Consider the following 16,590-nt stretch of genomic DNA (forward strand, 5'->3'; position numbering starts at 1 on the left):
ATCATGAACGAAGAAAACACAAACCCCGCCGAAGGCAGCACGAACGGCGAGGGCCCGACCCATTCGGGCTTCGTCGCGCTCATCGGCGCGACCAATGCCGGCAAGTCGACGCTGGTCAACCGCCTCGTCGGTGCCAAGGTGTCGATCGTCAGCCACAAGGTCCAGACGACGCGTGCCATCGTGCGCGGCATCGCCATCCACAACAACGCCCAGATCGTCTTCATGGACACGCCCGGCATCTTCAAGCCGCGCCGCCGGCTCGACCGCGCCATGGTGACGACCGCCTGGGGTGGGGCGAAGGATGCCGATTTCATCATGTTCCTGATCGACAGCGAGCGGGGCCTCAAGGGCGATGCCGAGACGATCCTGGAGGGCCTGAAAGAGGTTCATCAGCCGAAGATCCTTGTCCTCAACAAGGTCGACCGGGTCAATCCGGAGGACCTTCTGAAGCTGACGGCAGCGGTGAACGCCGTGGTTCCGTTCGAACGCACCTTCATGATCTCGGCGCTGAACGGTTCGGGCTGCGACGACGTGATGAACTATCTCGCGGGCGCTTTGCCGGAAGGCCCCTGGTACTATCCGGAGGACCAGATTTCCGACCTGCCGATGCGCCAGCTCGCCGCCGAAATCACCCGCGAAAAACTCTTCCTGCGCCTGCACCAGGAGCTTCCCTATTCCTCGCATGTCGAGACGGAGAAGTGGGAGGAGCGCAAGGACGGCTCGGTGCGCATCGAGCAGGTCATCTATGTCGAGCGCGACAGCCAGAAGAAGATCGCGCTCGGCAAGAACGGCGACGCCATCAAGGCGATCTCCATGGCCTCGCGCAAGGAGCTGTCGGAAATCCTCGAACAGCCCGTGCATCTCTTCCTCTTCGTGAAGGTGCGCGAGAACTGGGGCGACGACCCGGCCCGCTTCCGCGAAATGGGCCTCGACTTCCCGACCTCGTAAGGGCCTACGGCCGCGCCTTGATGGCGGGGCCGACCTCCAGGATGCGGTTGGTCCAGACATAGCCGGGGAAGGGCTCCGGCAGGTCTTCCACCTGTTCGGCCGTATCGATGCCGACCGTACCGCCGCCGGAATAGGGGCCGATGAGGACCACATCGCTGCCGGCATCCTCCATGCGCGTCAGGAAGCGGTTCGGCCAGCCCCAGAGCAGGAACGCATAGTTGCTCGGTACCGGCACCAGCGTGTTTCGGCAGGCCTCCGGCACATAGCCGATCCAGCCTGTGCCGAGATAACGCAGCAGGCAGCTCTTCACCGAGGTCTTTGTGTAACCCTTGAGGCCGGGTATGGCGGCAAGCGCCGCATCCGTCGGCTCCGCGCCGCCGTAGATACCGAAGATCTTGTCCTTCCAGGCTGGATTTGCCGCCAGCAGCGTGGCAAACGCCGCGCCTTCCTCCGCCCGCCGGCTCTTGAAGTTGATCAGCAGCTTGCCCGCCGGGTTGGCGGCGAAGATCTCTTCCAGCATCGGCATCTGCCCGACACCCTTGCCGCGGAACGGATAGGTCTTGCCGCCATCGGGCGTATAGCCGTAGCCGATGTCGAGCGTCTTCAGCGTGGCGCTGTCCGTCTCCTCGGTCACGCCCTTGCCGTCCGTCCGGCAGTCGAGCGTCCAGTCGTGGAAGACGGCGAACTTCTTGTCGGGCGTCAGGTGCACGTCGATCTCGACGACCTCGGCGCCCGCCGCAAAGGCTGCCTGCATACCGGCGACCGTGTTTTCCAGGAAATCGTGTTTGGGCGGGTCGATGAGGCTTGCCGTGCAGGTGTCGTCGTCGACCGCCTCATGGCTGAAGGTCTGGTGGGCGCCGCGATGGGCCATCAGCTTCGTCGCGCCATCCGGCGTGCTCGCGATCAGCGAGCTGTTGAACGACCAGATGAGCAGGGCGAGGCCCAGCGTGAAGATCGGCGCGTTTCGCATAAAAGTCCTCCTGCGGCCCCGGGCATAGGGATAGGGGCTCGCCGGAGAGACGGCAAGTCGTGGAAAGTATCAGGCGCGGGCGCGGCGGTCGGGGCTCTGGGCGGCCTCGCGGGCCTTTTCGACAAGCCGCTGCATCGCCCAGATGCCGATCTCCTCGAGGGTGAGGGGGCGGCTGATCAGATAACCCTGATAGAGGTCGCAGCCGGCCGCGGCGAGCAGCGCCATCTTCTCGGTCGTGTCGACGCCTTCCGCGATCACCGACATGTCCTGTGCATGGCAAAGCGCGACGAGAGCCCGCAGCGTCGGCAGCGCCGCCGAACGGGTGAGGCTCTCGACCAGCTCGCGGTCGAGCTTGATGGTCTCGGCCGGGTACTCGATGATCTGCTGCACGGACGTGTAGCCTGCGCCGAAATCGTCGATGGAAATGCGGAAGCCGCGGGCGCGCAGGATCTCGATGTTGCGGCGGGACTGCTCGCCGAGCTTGACGGCGAAGGTCTCGGTCAGCTCGATCTCGATCAGGCGGGCATCGATGCCGTGCCGGTCGGCGCTGTCGCAGAAATGGTCGCTGATCGACTTCGTGTAGAGCTCGGCGGACGAGATGTTGATGCACAGGATCGTCTCGGTGCCGAACAGCTTGCGGATCTGGCCGTATTCGGCCATCGCCCGGTCGATCACCCACCAGTCGATCTTGCTGAAGAGGCCGGTCGTCTCGGCGATCGGGATGAATTCGTCGGGCGTCACGCGGCCAAGCACCGGCGAGGTCCAGCGCAACAGCGCCTCGCAACCCGTCACCTTGCCGTGGCCATCGACGATCGGCATGTAGACGAGGTGGAATTCGCGGTCCGGGTCGAGGACGCGCAACTCCTCTTCGATGCGGCGCTGGCGGTTGCGTTTTTCGTGCAGCGAGCGGGAATAGCGGGCCGAGCCGTTCTTGCCCTGGGATTTCGCCTGGTACATGGCGGCATCGGCATTGGCGACGAGTTCGGGCAGCGTGCGGGCATCCTCCGGATAGACGGCGATGCCGATACTGGCGGTGACCGGATAGGCCTTGTCGAGCACCTCGAACCCCTCGGCAAAGAGGGCGAGGATCTTTTCGGAGATCTCCGTGATCGTGCCGCTGCCCGGCTGGCAGCGCAGCATGATGGCGAATTCGTCACCGGAAAGGCGGGCGAACAGGCCGTCTGGCAGGCCGCGCTCGGAAACGACGCAGGCGACGATGGTCGAGATGCGGTCGGCCAGCGTCTTCAGCAACTCGTCGCCGATCTTGTGGCCGTGCTTGTCGTTGACGAACTTGAAGTTGTCGACGTCGATGAAGAGCAGCGTGCAGCCGATATCCTCGGCCTCCGCCTCCTGCAGGATCTGCGTGGAGCGGATATTGAAATATTCGCGGTTCGAAATGCCCGTCAGCGTGTCCGTCCACGAGGCGTTCTGAACGAGGTCGAAGGACTGCATGGAGTGGTCGTGCAGCCGCTTGACGTTGGCCGACAGGCGGCCGATCTCGCCGATCTCGTTCATTTCGGGCAGGGCACTGCGGTTGCCGGTCATCACGTCGGTGAGCTGGCGGTCGAGCTTGGCGATCGGGTTGGTGATGTAGCGGCGCACCAGGCCGAGTACGAGGACGATCGTGCACAGGCTGAGCGCAATGGCGCCGAGCGCGAGCAGCGATTTCAGCGTCGAAAGCCGGTTGTCGAGGAAGGTGGGTTCCGGCGTCAGCCGCGCAAAGAGCGATGGGCTGAGCGTCGCGGTCGCGGAAAGCCCGCCCTGCGCCAGAAGCTGGTGCTGGCCGATCTCGATCGTCGTGCCATATTCCTTTTCCAGCGCCCGCTTCATGTCGAGGAAGAGTTTGGGCCGAACCGCGGTCTGCACCAGGATCGCGCCGTTCTTGGCGCTGGCGACTGGGCGGTTGAAGGTCAAGGGATCGATGAACTCCGAATGCACGATCAGCGGCTCGATGCCGGCCGTGTTGAGATAGCTCCAGGAGGAGAGCCGCGGGCTCTCGATCACCTGCCTTGCATGCTGGATCTGCTGCGGCGTGATCTCCGCGAACGGATCGTCGCTGTCCTCGAAGTAATAATCGACGGTCAGCGGCGGGCGGATGATCGCCACGGAGATGAAGCGCTTGCGGTCGTCGGAGAGCGAGGTGATGCTCTGCTGCAGGCGCACGCCGAGCGCGGTGTTGCGATAGGCGGCATCGGGCTCGTTGACGAAGAGGCGAACCGCGCCGCCCTCGACGAGCGAGTAGATGAAGCTGCGGTTCTGCGTCACCTCGTTCTGGAAGACGGCGGTGAGCAGGCCCATCTGCTGCCACAGGCGGGCGCGTTCCAGCGCGAGGATGGACGAGCTCTGCACGTAGTAGATCAGCGAGGCGGCAAGTACATAGCCTGCGAGCACGACCGGGAAGATGAGGGAAAGGGCGCGTTTACCGAGCGTCACTGATCTGGGCCAGACTGCTGATGATGCGGCGGCGGGCCTGGACCGATTGCACGGTCAGTTCCTCCTGAAACTGGCTTTTGGCCAGGATTTCCGGTGCTGCATAGATTTCGGGATTGGAGCGTATGTCTTCCGGAAGCAGCGCCAGTGCGGCGGTGCTTGCGGTGGGCATGTTGAGCTTGACGGCGTTGCGGGCGCCGTTCCTGGCGTTGCTGATATAGTCGATCAGCTTCAGCGCCAGGGCCTTGTTGTTCGAGCGTTCGCTGACGGAGACGCAGTCGAGCCAGGAAAGCGTGCCTTCCTTCGGCACGACGTAGCGCCAGAGGCCCGGTGAGGAGACCTTGTCGTTCAGCGTGTACTGGTCGCCGCTGTAACCGAGCGCCATGTAGATGTTCGGACCCTTGTCCGGGCTCTGCACCGAGGTGACGACATAGTCGTAGGTGAGCACATAGGGCGCCTGTGCCTTCATCAGCTCGTAGGCCGCCTTCAGCGTCTCGTTGTCATTGGCGTTGACCGATTTGCCGAGCAGGGCGAGCGGCGCGACGAAGGCTTCGGCGTGGTCGCCGTACATGGCGATATGGCCGCGTAGGCTTTCGGCCGGCTTCATCATGTCCGCCCAGGAGGTCGGCGGCGTCGTGATCTTGTCGGAGCGGTAGAGGATGCCCATCGTGCCCCACAGATAGGGCACGCCGTAGCCGCCGCAGCGGCCCGACCAGCTTTCCGCATAGTCCTTCAGCGATGGGACGTTGTCGGCACTCAGCGTGGCGATGACGCCGCGTTTGCCGTAGAGCCGTGCGCCGTTCTCATTGGTCACGACGACGTCGACATTGGCGTTCGGATCGGCAAGGATCTTGTCCCGCACGTCGCCGCTGTCATAGAAGGTCTGGCGCACCTCGATGCCGGTTTCGGCAGTCCAGTCGGCAAGGATCTGCTCGTCGATATAGGCTTCCCAGATCAACAGGTTAAGCGTGGTCGCATGCGCCGGGCACGTGGTGCCGAAGGCCGCCAGTGAGACTGCTGCAAGAAAAGCGCCGCGCATGCCGAAGGCCCCGTTGCCGTTACGTGCGGTGAGGATAGTCGGCAAGACTTTATGAAGCGTTACAACCTCTAAGCCTGTATTCGCTGGTGTTCAACCGTGGCGCAGTCCTGCCGCTTTTGCCGGTCGTGATATATATATTGTGGACGTGGCCGCGGGCTGCCGGGCCTGTGGTTGGCCTATAGCCGGCCGCACACTATGGTCGCCGACCGCGCCAACCCAGAGGAATTCGACATGGCCCCGACACCGCTCAAGATCGCGAACCTGATCGCCGCCGAGATCAAGGCGACCTCCGCGCAGGTTTCCGCCGCCGTGGCGCTCATCGACGAGGGGGCGACGGTGCCCTTCATCGCGCGCTACCGCAAGGAAGTGACCGGCGGTCTCGACGATACGCAGCTGCGCACGCTGTCCGAACGGTTGACCTATCTGCGCGAGCTGGAGGCGCGCCGTGCCTCGATCCTCGAATCGATTGCGGGGCAGGGCAAGCTGACGGACGAGCTTGCGGCGAAGATCGCCACGGTTGCGACCAAGGCGGAGCTCGAGGACATCTATCTGCCCTACAAGCCCAAGCGCCGCACCAAGGCGGAGATCGCCCGCGAGCGCGGCCTCGGGCCGCTTGCCGAACAGATCCTCACGGACCGTGCACTGGTGCCGGCGGAGCTTGCCGAAAAATTCCTGTCGGCCGAGGTGCCCGACGTCAAGACGGCGCTGGAAGGCGCGCGTGACATCGTCGCCGAGCAGTTCACGGAAAATGCCGATCTCCTGAAGCGCCTGCGCGAATACATGAAGGACAACGCCTTCCTGCGCTCGCGGGTCGTTGAGGGGAAAAAGGAGGCCGGGGCGAAGTTCTCCGACTACTTCGACCATACCGAACGCTGGGCGGCGGTGCCGGGGCACCGGGCGCTCGCCATGCTGCGCGGCTGGAACGAGGAGTTCCTGTCGGTCGACATCGTCGTCGACCAGGACAGCACCGAGGCCGTCAAGCCGGTGGAACGCATCATCGCTTCCTTCTATGCCATCGGCACGAAGCCGGGCGACAAGTGGCTGGCCGAGGTGATCGGCTGGACCTGGCGGGTGAAACTCTCCATGTCGCTGTCGCTCGACCTGATGCGCGAGATGCGCGAACGCTCCGAGGAGGAAGCGATCCGCGTCTTTGCCCGCAATCTCAAGGACCTGTTGCTCGCCGCTCCTGCCGGCACGCGCGCCACGATGGGCCTCGACCCGGGCATCCGCACCGGCGTCAAGGTCGCCATCATCGACAACACCGGCAAGGTGCTCGAGACGACGACCGTCTACCCGTTCCCGCCGAGGAACGATGTGCGCGGCACACAGGCTGAGCTAGCGTCGCTCATCCGCAAGCACAAGATCGAGCTGATCGCCATCGGCAATGGCACCGGCAGCCGCGAGACGGAAAAGCTCGTCGCCGATCTGCTCGACCAGCTGCCGGCACCCAAGCCCACCAAGGTCATCGTCTCGGAAGCCGGTGCCTCCGTCTATTCCGCCTCGGAAACGGCGGCCGCCGAATTTCCGAACCTCGACGTCTCGCTGCGCGGCGCCGTTTCCATCGCCCGCCGTCTGCAGGATCCGCTTGCCGAACTGGTGAAGATCGAGCCGAAGTCGATCGGCGTCGGCCAGTACCAGCACGATGTCGACCAGGGAAAGCTCTCCCGCTCGCTGGATGCGGTTGTGGAAGACGCGGTGAACGCCGTCGGCGTCGATCTCAACACCGCCTCCGCGCCGCTTCTCGCGCGCGTCTCCGGCCTCGGCAAATCCTCCGCCGAAGCGATCGTCGCGCATCGCGATGCCAATGGCCCGTTCGAAAGCCGCAAGGAGCTGATGAAGGTCTCGCGCCTTGGTGCGCGCACCTTCGAGCAATGCGCCGGGTTCCTGCGCATTCCGAACGGCAAGGAGCCGCTTGACGCGTCCTCGGTGCATCCCGAAGCCTATGGCGTCGCCAAGAAGATCGTCGCGGCCTGCGGGCGGGACGTGCGCGCGCTGATGGGCGACAGCGCGGCGCTGAAGCAACTTGACCCGAAGGTGTTCGTCGACGAGCGCTTCGGCCTGCCGACGGTCAAGGACATCCTTGCTGAACTGGAAAAACCCGGCCGCGACCCGCGTCCGGAATTCCGGACCGCGACCTTTGCCGACGGCATCGATGACATCAAGGACCTCAAGGTCGGCATGCTCCTGGAGGGCACGGTGACGAACGTCGCCGCCTTCGGCGCCTTCGTCGACATCGGTGTGCATCAGGACGGCCTCGTGCATGTGTCCCAGCTCGCCGACCGCTTCGTCAAGGACCCGCACGAGGTGGTCAAGGCCGGCGACGTGGTGAAGGTGCGCGTCACCGAGGTGGATGTGCCGCGCAAGCGCATCGGTCTCACCATGCGCAAGGACGGCGGCGCGCCAGCTGCCCGCGACAATGCTCCGCGGGGCGACAAGAATGCCCAGATGCAGCCGAAGTTCAGCCAGGCGGCCCCCAAGCAGCAGGCGCCCTCGCAAGGCGCTTTCGGTGCAGCGCTCGCCGAGGCGATGAAGCGAAAATAAGGCAAAGCCCTAGTTTTCCTAATGGCTGTCGGCAGAAATCGTCGTTTGTCTTGAATCGCCTCACCGCCCATAGTCGCGGTGTGGGCGGGCTCAAGCGGGCCGGGTGTTGCAAAGCGCGCCCGGTGTCCGGCAAACAGGAAACAAGACATGACGATGACGATTTCACGCCGCCAGGCCATGGCCGGCGCTCTCCTTGCTATTCCCGCGGTTTCCGCGCTGACGGCCGGCACCAGCCGCGCCGCCGGCGAGGATCTCGCGCAACGGCTTGCCGCGCTGGAGGCGCGTCACGGCGGGCGCATCGGCGTTGCCATACATAATCTTTCGACGGGCGCGCGGCTCGGCCACAACACGGATGAACGCTTCCTGATGTGCAGCACCTTCAAGGCGCTGCTGGCGGGCCATATCCTCGCCCGGGTGGATCGGGGCGAAGAGACGCTGGACCGGCGCATCGTCGTGAAGAAGGCGGACCTCGTGGACTGGTCGCCGGTGGTGGAAACGCGTGTCGGCGGGAAGGGCATCTCGATCGCCGAACTCTGCGAGGCGACCATCACGTTCAGCGACAATGCCGCCGCCAACCTGCTGCTTGCCGCATCGGGCGGGCCGGAGGCCGTCACGGCGTTCCTGCGCGGCCTTGGCGATGCGGTAACGCGGCTCGACCGCACGGAGCCGACGCTCAACTACCATGAGACGCCGGACGACGTGCGCGACACGACGACGCCGACCGCCATGGTGGAGACGCTGCGCAGGCTGGTTTTTGCCGACGTGCTGTCGGCGCGTTCGAAGGCGCAGCTTGCCGCCTGGCTGGTGATGAACAAGACGGGCGATGCGCGGCTGCGCGCGGGTTTTCCGGCGGACTGGATGACCGGCGACAAGACCGGCACCAACGGTGACAAGGCTGGCAATGCCAACGACGTCGCCATCGCCTGGTCGCCGGACCGCGGCGCCATCATCGTTGCAGCCTTCTGCGAAATCCCCGGCATTTCCGGCGACGAGCGCAATGCCGTCATTGCCGAGATCGGGCGCATCGCGGCCGAGGTCTGAGACGTTACGGTTCAAGCCGAGGCGCCGCCCTTGCGACGGTGCCTCAGTCCTCCAGGTCGCCCTTGAGCGCTGAAAGAACGTTCATCGCATGGCCGGCATACTGGCTGATCCAGCGGTCATGGATTGCCTGGATCGGCAGGGCATTGAGGTGGTTCCAGCGTTCGCGGCCCTCACGGCGGGCGACGATCAGCTCCGCCTCTTCCAGCACCTTGAGGTGCTGCATGACCGTGCAGCGATCCATTTCCCCGAAACGCTCGCACAGTGCGCCCGTCGTCAGCGGCGCATCCTTGATTGCATCCAGCATCTGCCGCCGTTTGCCATTGGCCAGCGCCTTGAAAACGGCGTCCTGTTTCGATTCGCTTGACATGTTATATTTTTATAACATATTTTGACGGCAGACAAGATCGAAAGGGGCGCTTCTGCCCCGGAAGGAGGACGGCATGACGCTGGAATTTCGTGTGAACGGGCGTATCGGCAAGCCGGTTGCCGAGGTGTTCGATGCGGTGGTCAATCCGAAGAAGCTCAGCGGCTACTTCACCACCATCGGCGGGGCGAGCGCCCCGCTGGTCGAGGGCACGACGGTCACCTGGTGGGGCATGGCCCCGGTCGTCGTCGACGAGGTGGAGGAGAACGCCCTGATCGTCTTCCGCTGGGATGCCATGGTGGACGAGGGGGAGGCGCCCTACAGGACGCGCGTCGAGATGCGCTTCAAGCCGCTGGAGGACGGCGGCACGATGGTGACCATCGCCGAGACCGGCTGGCGCGACAACGCCCGCGGCCAGAAAGCATCCTACATGAACTGCGAGGGCTGGTCGCAGATGCTGGCCTGCATGAAGGCCTATGTCGAATACGGCATCAACCTGCGCGAGGGCTATTACCCGAGCGAGCTCAAGGGCGTCGTCGCCTCCGAGCAGCAGGATTTCACTTGAAACGGGAGGTTTGCAATGACAGCTGACATCAAGGGCGGCATCAACATCGCCATGAAGGTTCCCTCGCACCAGTACGAGGCGACACTCGCCTTCTACCGCGACGTCGTCGGGCTTGAGCCCTTCGACGACAAAGCCCCGGCAAGGGGGTTCCTGCTCGGCCCGAACCGGTTGTGGATCGACGAGGCGCCGGGCTACAGCCAGGCGGAGGTCTGGCTCGAACTTTCCACGCCCGACCACACGGTCGCTCTCGGCCATCTCGAGCAGAACGGCGTCGTGCGCTGCGATCCGATCGAGGATCTGGGCGCAGGCTTTCGCGGCGGCTGGGTGATGAACCCGGCCAATATCGTGCACATGGTGCGCGAGCCCGACGCCTGGTGATGAAACGGTTCGGGGACGGGCGCAAGGCCGTCCCCGAACGAGGCCTCAGATGGCGGCGGCCGCCATCGGCACCGGCTGGTCGACCGGTGCCTGGTGCTGCAGCACGACGACGCGGCTGCCGGTCGGCACGCGGCCGTAGAGGTCGATGATGTCCTGGTTGAAGAGGCGGATGCAGCCGCTCGATACCGCCTTGCCGATCGACCAGGGCTCGGACGTGCCGTGGATGCGGAAGAGCGTGTCCTTGCCGTCCTTGTGCAGATAGAGCGCGCGGGGCCCCAGCGGGTTGGTAAGGCCCGGCTCCATGCCGCCGGCCCATTTCAGGTTCCGTTCCGGCTCGCGCTCGATCATGTTCTGGGTGGGCGTCCAGCGCGGCCATTCCGCCTTGCGGCCGATGCGTGCGCCGCCCTCGAATTCCAGCCCCGCCTTGCCGACGCCAATGCCGTAGCGCATTGCCATGCCTTCGCCCTGCACGAGGTAGAGGAAGCGGTTCTGCGTGTCGATGACGATGGTGCCGGCCGGCTCGGCCGTCTGGTAGGCGACCAACTGGCGGAAATATTTCGGGTTCACCTTGCTGATGTCCATCGCCGGCAGGGGAAAACGCTCTTCCGGATGCGGTCCGTACATGGCGACATGTATCGGGTCCGGTCCCTTCTTCACCGGCTTTGCGGTGGTGGCGCAGCTTGCGAGCGTTGCCGCAAGGGCGAGGAGGGCGAGGGGGCGGAGAGCCGCGAAAGCGCGGGCACGGGACACACACATGAGGGGGGCACCTGTCGTTTTTCAATTCCGAAATCTGGCTTGAAAGCCTTGCGCGGGTTCTTTGTCGGCAAAGCGGGCATCGGCGCGGCGAGAAAAAAGCGAAACTGTGGCAAGGGCTTGGGTGTGTCCTTGCGGCCACGCGTCGTTCCGTCGCACATGCCGTGCCGCTTGCTCCCGCGCGGGCGAGGGCGTAAGGCTTTTGCCATGCAATGGAGTGAGGAAGCCATCGTTCTCGGCGTGCGGCGCCACGGCGAAAGCTCTGTCATCGTCGAGGTGATGACGCGCAGCCGTGGCCGGCACCTCGGCATGGTGCGCGGCGGGCGCTCGCGGGCCATGCAGCCGGTGCTCCAGCCCGGCAATTCCGTCGATGTCACCTGGCGGGCGCGGCTCGACGAGCATCTCGGCGAGTTCCGCATCGAGCCGCTGGAGCTGCGCGCCGGGCGGCTGATGGAGACGGCGACCGCCGTCTACGGCGTGCAGGCCATGGCGGCGCTGCTGCGCTTCCTGCCGGAGCGCGACCCGCATCCCCATCTCTACGAGGCGCTTTCCGTCATCCTCGATCACCTGCACGAGCCGGCCGATGCCGGCGAACTCTTCGTGCGCTTCGAACTCGCCGTGCTCAACGATCTCGGCTTCGGCCTCGATCTTTTCGAATGTGTCGCAACGGGCAGCCGCGAAAACCTCTGTTACGTGTCGCCGAAATCCGGCCGTGCCGTTTCGCGCGAAGCCGGCGCACCCTGGGCGGACAAGATGCTGGCACTGCCGGCCTTTCTTGGCGACGAGCGCCGGCACGCCGCCGATGCCGCCGCCCTCGCGGACGGCTTCCGGCTGACCGCCTTCTTCCTCAACCGGCATGTCTGCGAACCGCGCGGGCTGGAACTCGCCAGCGCCCGCGACGGCTTCATCCAGGCGGCCCTGAAGGCGCTCGGCACGCCGAGGCACGATCAACCCCGAGAGGCGCATGCATGACGGTCGAAATCTACCCCGGGCTGACGGTTTCTGGCGTCGGTACGCTGCCGCTCGACGTGGTGAAGCGCGACGGCGGGCTGAAGGTACTGCAGGCGATGCTGGTCGGCGACCTGCCGGCCCCGCCGATGGCGAAGACGCTCGCCTTCAGCATGACGGAGGTGGAGGACGGCCGCGTCGTCTTTGCCGGCCTGCCGTCTGTCGACCATCTCAATCCGCTCGGCACGGTGCACGGCGGCTGGACGGCAACGGTGATGGATTCGGCGCTCGGCTGCGCCGTTTTCTCCGTCATCAAGCCGGGCGAAGCCTATACGACGATCGAGTTCAAGCTGAATCTCGTGCGCCCCGTCCTGCCCGGCATGGGTGAGGTGTTCTGCGAAGGCAGGATCGTGCATCGCGGCCGTACCATTGCGACATCCGAAGCCTGGCTGCGCGACGGAAACGGCAAGCTGCTCGCCCATGGCACTGAAACCTGCGCCATCTTCCCGATCGAAAACCTGATGCGTTAGTGTCTCCAGCCGAAGCGGCGCCGGATGCGGCGGCCAGAAGGCATATGGGGCAATTCCACTGAACCGGGGGCTGCGAAGTTGCTCCAGACAGGCCGCAGGCATCGGTCCTGCTGCCGATGGCTCAATGGCCGTTACAGGTCGAAAGCACTTCCCAGTGCGCGTGCAGCGCAGCGAAATCGCCACCGGCTTCGATGATCTCGACGATATGGCTGAACCGGTCGCGGGCGCCGGTCTTTTCGCCAGCCAGCCGGAGGCGGGCCGTGCCGGCCGCAGGATCCCCGGTCACATCCGCAATTCCATCGAGGCGGGTGGCGCGCAGGAGGGCGGCGGCGCGGCGCGTTTCGTTCTGCACGTTGATCGGTGTGGCATAGCCATAAGCGGTGGTCAGCGGGCTCTTTCCGGCAGCGACCGGCATCCATGTCAGCGTGCCGTTTTCCATCACCAGCGGCGCCGCGTCGAAGGTGACCGGCATCCAGTCCTCTTCCGCGTCGGCGGAAAAATGCGCGACATGGAGCGTGCCGTCGTCGAGGAGGTCCGGGCCGTCGGCGCGGCTACCGGACTGCCAGGTGCGGTTTGTGACGAACTTGTAGAGATGCCCGGATTCGCCGGCATCGCCGCAATAGACGACCACGCGGCCATCCCGGTTGACGAGGCAGGCGAGGGCGCCATGCCGCAAGCGGCCGAGGGCGGGCCGTTTTTTCGGGGCGGCGTCCGGATTCCGCGGATCGACCTCGACGACCCAGCCCGCAGGGGCGCCGGATCCCTCATCGAAGCAACGGGCGTCGCCATGAAAATCCGCCTCCGCCATCAGCCGCGTGCCCCAGGGGGTAAGGCAGCCGGCGGTGGCGATGCGCTGGCTTGAAGCCAAGCGGAGCGCGGCGGGGGCCAGGCGTTTTGCCGGGGCCTCGCCGGCGGCTGGCGTTATAGGCTGCCCGTCCGTGCGGGCGGCGGTGCATCGACCGAGAAGATTGCCGAGGCTGCGAACGATGGCATGCGCATAGCCGTCCCGGGGCTGCCGGCCCGCCTGCGTGGCGGTGGCATTGCGAAGGGTCTGGGTCATGGCGGGCTCCGGTTGCTCCTGGAAATAGGTCATTGTGCCCGCCTTGCATGAAAACCATGCGACAGCTCGAAGAGAATACCGGCTTCAAACGTAACCCCGTTTAGTCTTTGGAAAAAACCGGGTAGTCTCCGCGCCCGGACAATGCCCGCGTTGGAGTCGCAATGCTCGAAATCCTCTCCCTGGTCGCGATCGGCCTGGCGCTCTATACCCTCAATGCATCGCGAAACAGCGCGCAGAAACTCGGCGAGGAGGTGATGCGGCTGAAGCGCGAAGTCGAGGCGCTGAAGGCCGGAGATTTGACGGCGCCAGTGGAGACAGTGGCTGTGGAAGCGACCGAGGCCATCTCCGAAGAGGCGGCCGAGGAGCCGGTGCCGGCCGATTTCGCAAGCCCCTGGGCTGCGTTGCAGGCGGCGGGGGTGGACGAGGCCGAGAAGGGCCGGGCGATCTTTGGCGGCACGCCCGCCGGTCCCGCCGAAACGGTTGCTGCGAGCGAGGGGCTGGACGAAGCCGTTGCGGCGGCCTCTGCCACTCCCGCGGCCGCGGCAAAGCCGAAGGAAAGCTTCGAAAGCCGCATCGGCGCGCGCTGGGCCGTCTGGGTGGGCGGCATCGCGCTCGCGCTCGGCGGCATCTTCATGGTCAAGTATTCCATCGAGGCAGGGCTGCTCAGCCCGGCGGTGCGGCTGTCGCTGGCCGCCGTCTTCGGCCTCGTGCTCATGGCCGTCGGCGAGTTCGTGCGCCGCCGCACGCTGCCGGTCATCGCGAATGCCTTCCAGAACGCGATGATCCCCGGCGTGCTGACCGCTGCCGGCGCCATAACACTGTTTGCCGTCACCTATGTCTCCTACGAATTCTACGGCTATTTCGGCCCGCTGACGGCCTTCGTGCTGCTCGCCGCCGTGGCCTTCGCGACGATCGGCCTGTCGCTCCTGCACGGGCAGGCGCTGGCCGGCCTCGGCCTGCTGGCCTCTCTCGTGACGCCTGCGCTGGTCGCGACCGAGGAGCCGAGTGCCTGGGGCCTTTTCGGTTTCCTCTCCGTCGCCTGGCTTGCCACCTTCGCCGCCGCGCGCATCCGTCGCTGGCTGGTCGTGCCGGCGCTGGCCAGTGCCGGCATGGCGCTCTGGGCGGTGCTCTATCTTTCGGAGGCGAGCACGGTCGAGGTCGTGCCGATGCTTCTCGCCCTGCTCGTGATGGCGCTTGGCCTGGGGCTGATCTGGCCGGGCAACATTACGGCGGACGACCTGCCGCCCGCAACGGGCGCCGCCGCCGCCGATCCGCTGGACCGCCTGCTTGCCCCGCCCGCGGTCGCCGTATCGCTGACCGGCGCGCTGGCCTTGACCTTCCCGGCGCTGATCCTCGCCAATGCCGTCCCGGCGCTCGCCCGGGCGGACTATGGCTTTGCGGCGATCGTGATGGCGCTTGCCCTGCTCGGCGCGCTGCGCGGCTGGGCGATCTATCCCGCGCTCTTTTCCGCCATCACGGCCGTGGTCGGCGTCGGGGCGATGGTGATCCGGCCCGGCGGCCTGCTGTTCGACGATTTCTCCTCGCTGGCCCCGCCGATACTGGACAACGCCTCGGTGCTGCCGCCGCCAGCATCGTTGCCGGTACCGATGATCGCCGTCGTGCCGGTCAATCTGCTGCTGCTCCTTGCCGTGGCCTATGCGGCGGTCGGTCTTGCGGCGGTGCGCCTGCGCATGACGGGGTCCTCCGCCTTTTCCGCGCTCTGGAGCCTCATCGCTCCGGCCGTGCCCTTCGTTGTTGTCGCTCTGAGCTTCCTCCATTTCGGCAACCTCTCCTTTGACCTCAAGCACGGTCTTCTCGCCGTGGCGCTCGGTCTCGCCTTCTTCGCTGCGGCAGAGGTCTTTTCGCGCGGACGGGCGGAGGAGGGTCTGTTCATTCCGCAATGGACGCTCGTTGCCGGCGGCTTTGCTTTCCTCGTGCTGGCGCTGCACGCCATGACGGACGGCCTTGCCACCACGCTCGGCATCGCGATCCTCGGCGCTGCCGCCGTCTTCGCGACGCGCCTTCGCCGCTGGCCGGTCCTGCCCTGGCTGATGGCAGGGGCGGCGGCCGTGGTTGCCGGCCGCATCGGCTGGGAGCCGACCATCGTCGGCGCGGCCAACCTTTCGAAGACGCCGGTCTTCAACCAGCTGCTTGCCGGCTACGGCATTCCGGCTGCTCTTCTCGCGCTCTCGGCCTTCGAACTGCGCCGCTGGCCGGGCGAGAAAATCCGCAACCTGCTGCAGGCGCTGGCCAGCCTGTTCGTGCTGCTGACGGCGGCGATCCTCGTGCGCCACGGCATGAATGGCGGGGTGCTGGACAGCTCCGTGCCGACGCTCGGCGAGCAGTCGATCTACACGCTGCTGGTCATCGGCGCCGCGGGTATCCTGATGTCGCTCGACCTGAAATCGCCGAGCCCGGTCTTCCGCTACGGTTCCATGGTGGTCGGCGGGCTCTCGGTCCTGTCCATCCTCAGCGCCCATTTCGTTGGCCTCAACCCCTATTTCACCGGCGAACTGCTCGGTAAATGGCCGTTCCTGGATCTGCTTTTCGTCGGCTATCTCCTGCCTGGCATCGCCTATGGCGGGCTTGCCCTCTATGCGCGCGGCCGGCGGCCGATGCCCTATGTGATCATGCTGGCGCTGACCGGCGTGGCGCTCGCCTTCGCCTGGGTCACGCTCAGCGTGCGTCGCTACTGGCATGGCGAGGGCATTGCCGACTGGAAGGGGTTCCTCCAGCCGGAGACCTACACCTATTCGGTCGTCTGGCTGCTGCTCGGCGTTCTGCTGCTGGTGGTCGGCTCGAAGTTCGATTCCAAGAGCATCCGCCTTGCCTCCGCCGGTCTCGTGCTGATCGCGGTGGTCAAGGTCTTCCTGATCGACATGGCCAATCTCGAAGGCATCCTCAGGGCGCTCTCCTTCATCGGGCTCGGCGCGGTGCTGATCGGTATCGGGCTGTTCTACCAGAAGATCCTGTCGGGAAAGTCCGGGACCGGCGAAAAGGCGGAATTGAACGCCGAGGCGTGA

The 16,590-nt window shown here is 65.6% G+C and carries 14 protein-coding genes; 8 read left to right on the plus strand and 6 right to left on the minus strand.

Annotated features, from left to right (window positions below; translation table 11 throughout):
• The first annotated feature begins 3 nt into the window (after positions 1-3).
• On the plus strand, positions 4-948 hold the full coding sequence (gene era, locus P9A16_RS09870) for a GTPase Era (protein WP_023513877.1): 945 nt from the start codon (positions 4-6) through the stop codon (positions 946-948).
• Positions 949-952: 4 nt separating this feature from the next.
• Here era and P9A16_RS09875 read toward each other — a convergent pair whose 3' ends face one another.
• The 3 genes from P9A16_RS09875 to P9A16_RS09885 form a co-directional block, all read right to left on the minus strand.
• Complete coding sequence (locus tag P9A16_RS09875) at positions 953-1,918, minus strand: glycerophosphodiester phosphodiesterase family protein (protein WP_023513876.1); 966 nt, start codon at positions 1,916-1,918, stop codon at positions 953-955.
• Positions 1,919-1,987: 69 nt separating this feature from the next.
• Positions 1,988-4,351, minus strand: a complete 2,364-nt coding sequence (locus P9A16_RS09880) for a putative bifunctional diguanylate cyclase/phosphodiesterase (RefSeq protein ID WP_023513875.1) — start codon at positions 4,349-4,351, stop codon at positions 1,988-1,990.
• The gene (locus P9A16_RS09885) at positions 4,338-5,387 is read right to left on the minus strand and encodes a polyamine ABC transporter substrate-binding protein (RefSeq protein WP_023513874.1); all 1,050 of its coding nucleotides are present in this window, start codon (positions 5,385-5,387) and stop codon (positions 4,338-4,340) included. The genes P9A16_RS09880 and P9A16_RS09885 overlap by 14 nt, the downstream gene beginning before the upstream one ends.
• A 231-nt stretch (positions 5,388-5,618) precedes the next feature.
• Between P9A16_RS09885 and P9A16_RS09890 the strand changes: the two genes are divergently transcribed.
• Together P9A16_RS09890 and bla are read left to right on the plus strand one after the other, a co-directional pair.
• Positions 5,619-7,928, plus strand: a complete 2,310-nt coding sequence (locus tag P9A16_RS09890; RefSeq protein WP_023512986.1) for a Tex family protein — start codon at positions 5,619-5,621, stop codon at positions 7,926-7,928.
• Positions 7,929-8,075: 147 nt separating this feature from the next.
• Positions 8,076-8,969: a BKC/GPC family carbapenem-hydrolyzing class A beta-lactamase gene (gene bla, locus P9A16_RS09895; RefSeq protein WP_023512987.1), complete on the plus strand. Its 894-nt coding sequence runs from the start codon at positions 8,076-8,078 to the stop codon at positions 8,967-8,969.
• A 43-nt stretch (positions 8,970-9,012) separates the two neighbouring features.
• On the opposite strand, the gene P9A16_RS09900 is transcribed toward bla, so the two are convergent.
• Positions 9,013-9,336, minus strand: a complete 324-nt coding sequence (locus P9A16_RS09900; protein WP_023512988.1) for an ArsR/SmtB family transcription factor — start codon at positions 9,334-9,336, stop codon at positions 9,013-9,015.
• Between the two features lie 73 nt (positions 9,337-9,409).
• On the opposite strand from P9A16_RS09900, the gene P9A16_RS09905 reads away from it, so the two are divergent.
• Positions 9,410-9,898, plus strand: coding sequence for an SRPBCC domain-containing protein (locus tag P9A16_RS09905; RefSeq protein ID WP_023512989.1), 489 nt, complete (start codon positions 9,410-9,412; stop codon positions 9,896-9,898).
• Between the two features lie 15 nt (positions 9,899-9,913).
• Complete coding sequence (locus tag P9A16_RS09910; RefSeq protein WP_278025654.1) at positions 9,914-10,276, plus strand: hypothetical protein; 363 nt, start codon at positions 9,914-9,916, stop codon at positions 10,274-10,276.
• Positions 10,277-10,321: 45 nt separating this feature from the next.
• Here the strand turns inward: P9A16_RS09910 and P9A16_RS09915 are convergent, their stop codons facing one another.
• Entirely contained in the window at positions 10,322-11,032 is a 711-nt protein-coding gene (locus P9A16_RS09915) for a L,D-transpeptidase (protein WP_023512991.1), read from the minus strand.
• A 204-nt stretch (positions 11,033-11,236) separates the two neighbouring features.
• On the opposite strand from P9A16_RS09915, the gene recO reads away from it, so the two are divergent.
• Together recO and P9A16_RS09925 are read left to right on the plus strand one after the other, a co-directional pair.
• Positions 11,237-12,001, plus strand: a complete 765-nt coding sequence (gene recO / locus P9A16_RS09920; protein WP_023512992.1) for a DNA repair protein RecO — start codon at positions 11,237-11,239, stop codon at positions 11,999-12,001.
• Positions 11,998-12,507 carry a PaaI family thioesterase gene (locus P9A16_RS09925; protein ID WP_023512993.1) on the plus strand — a complete coding sequence of 170 codons (510 nt, stop codon included), beginning with the start codon at positions 11,998-12,000 and terminating at the stop codon, positions 12,505-12,507. The genes recO and P9A16_RS09925 overlap by 4 nt, the downstream gene beginning before the upstream one ends.
• Before the next feature lie 121 nt (positions 12,508-12,628).
• Here P9A16_RS09925 and P9A16_RS09930 read toward each other — a convergent pair whose 3' ends face one another.
• Positions 12,629-13,567 carry a PhoX family protein gene (locus P9A16_RS09930; protein WP_197032863.1) on the minus strand — a complete coding sequence of 313 codons (939 nt, stop codon included), beginning with the start codon at positions 13,565-13,567 and terminating at the stop codon, positions 12,629-12,631.
• A gap of 161 nt (positions 13,568-13,728) precedes the next feature.
• Here P9A16_RS09930 and P9A16_RS09935 point away from each other — a divergent pair, with 161 nt between their 5' ends.
• A complete protein-coding gene (locus P9A16_RS09935) occupies positions 13,729-16,590 on the plus strand; it encodes a DUF2339 domain-containing protein (protein ID WP_023512995.1) in 2,862 nt (953 codons plus the stop codon).

Source organism: Shinella sp. 838 (assembly GCF_029623935.1).
Taxonomy (GTDB): domain Bacteria; phylum Pseudomonadota; class Alphaproteobacteria; order Rhizobiales; family Rhizobiaceae; genus Shinella.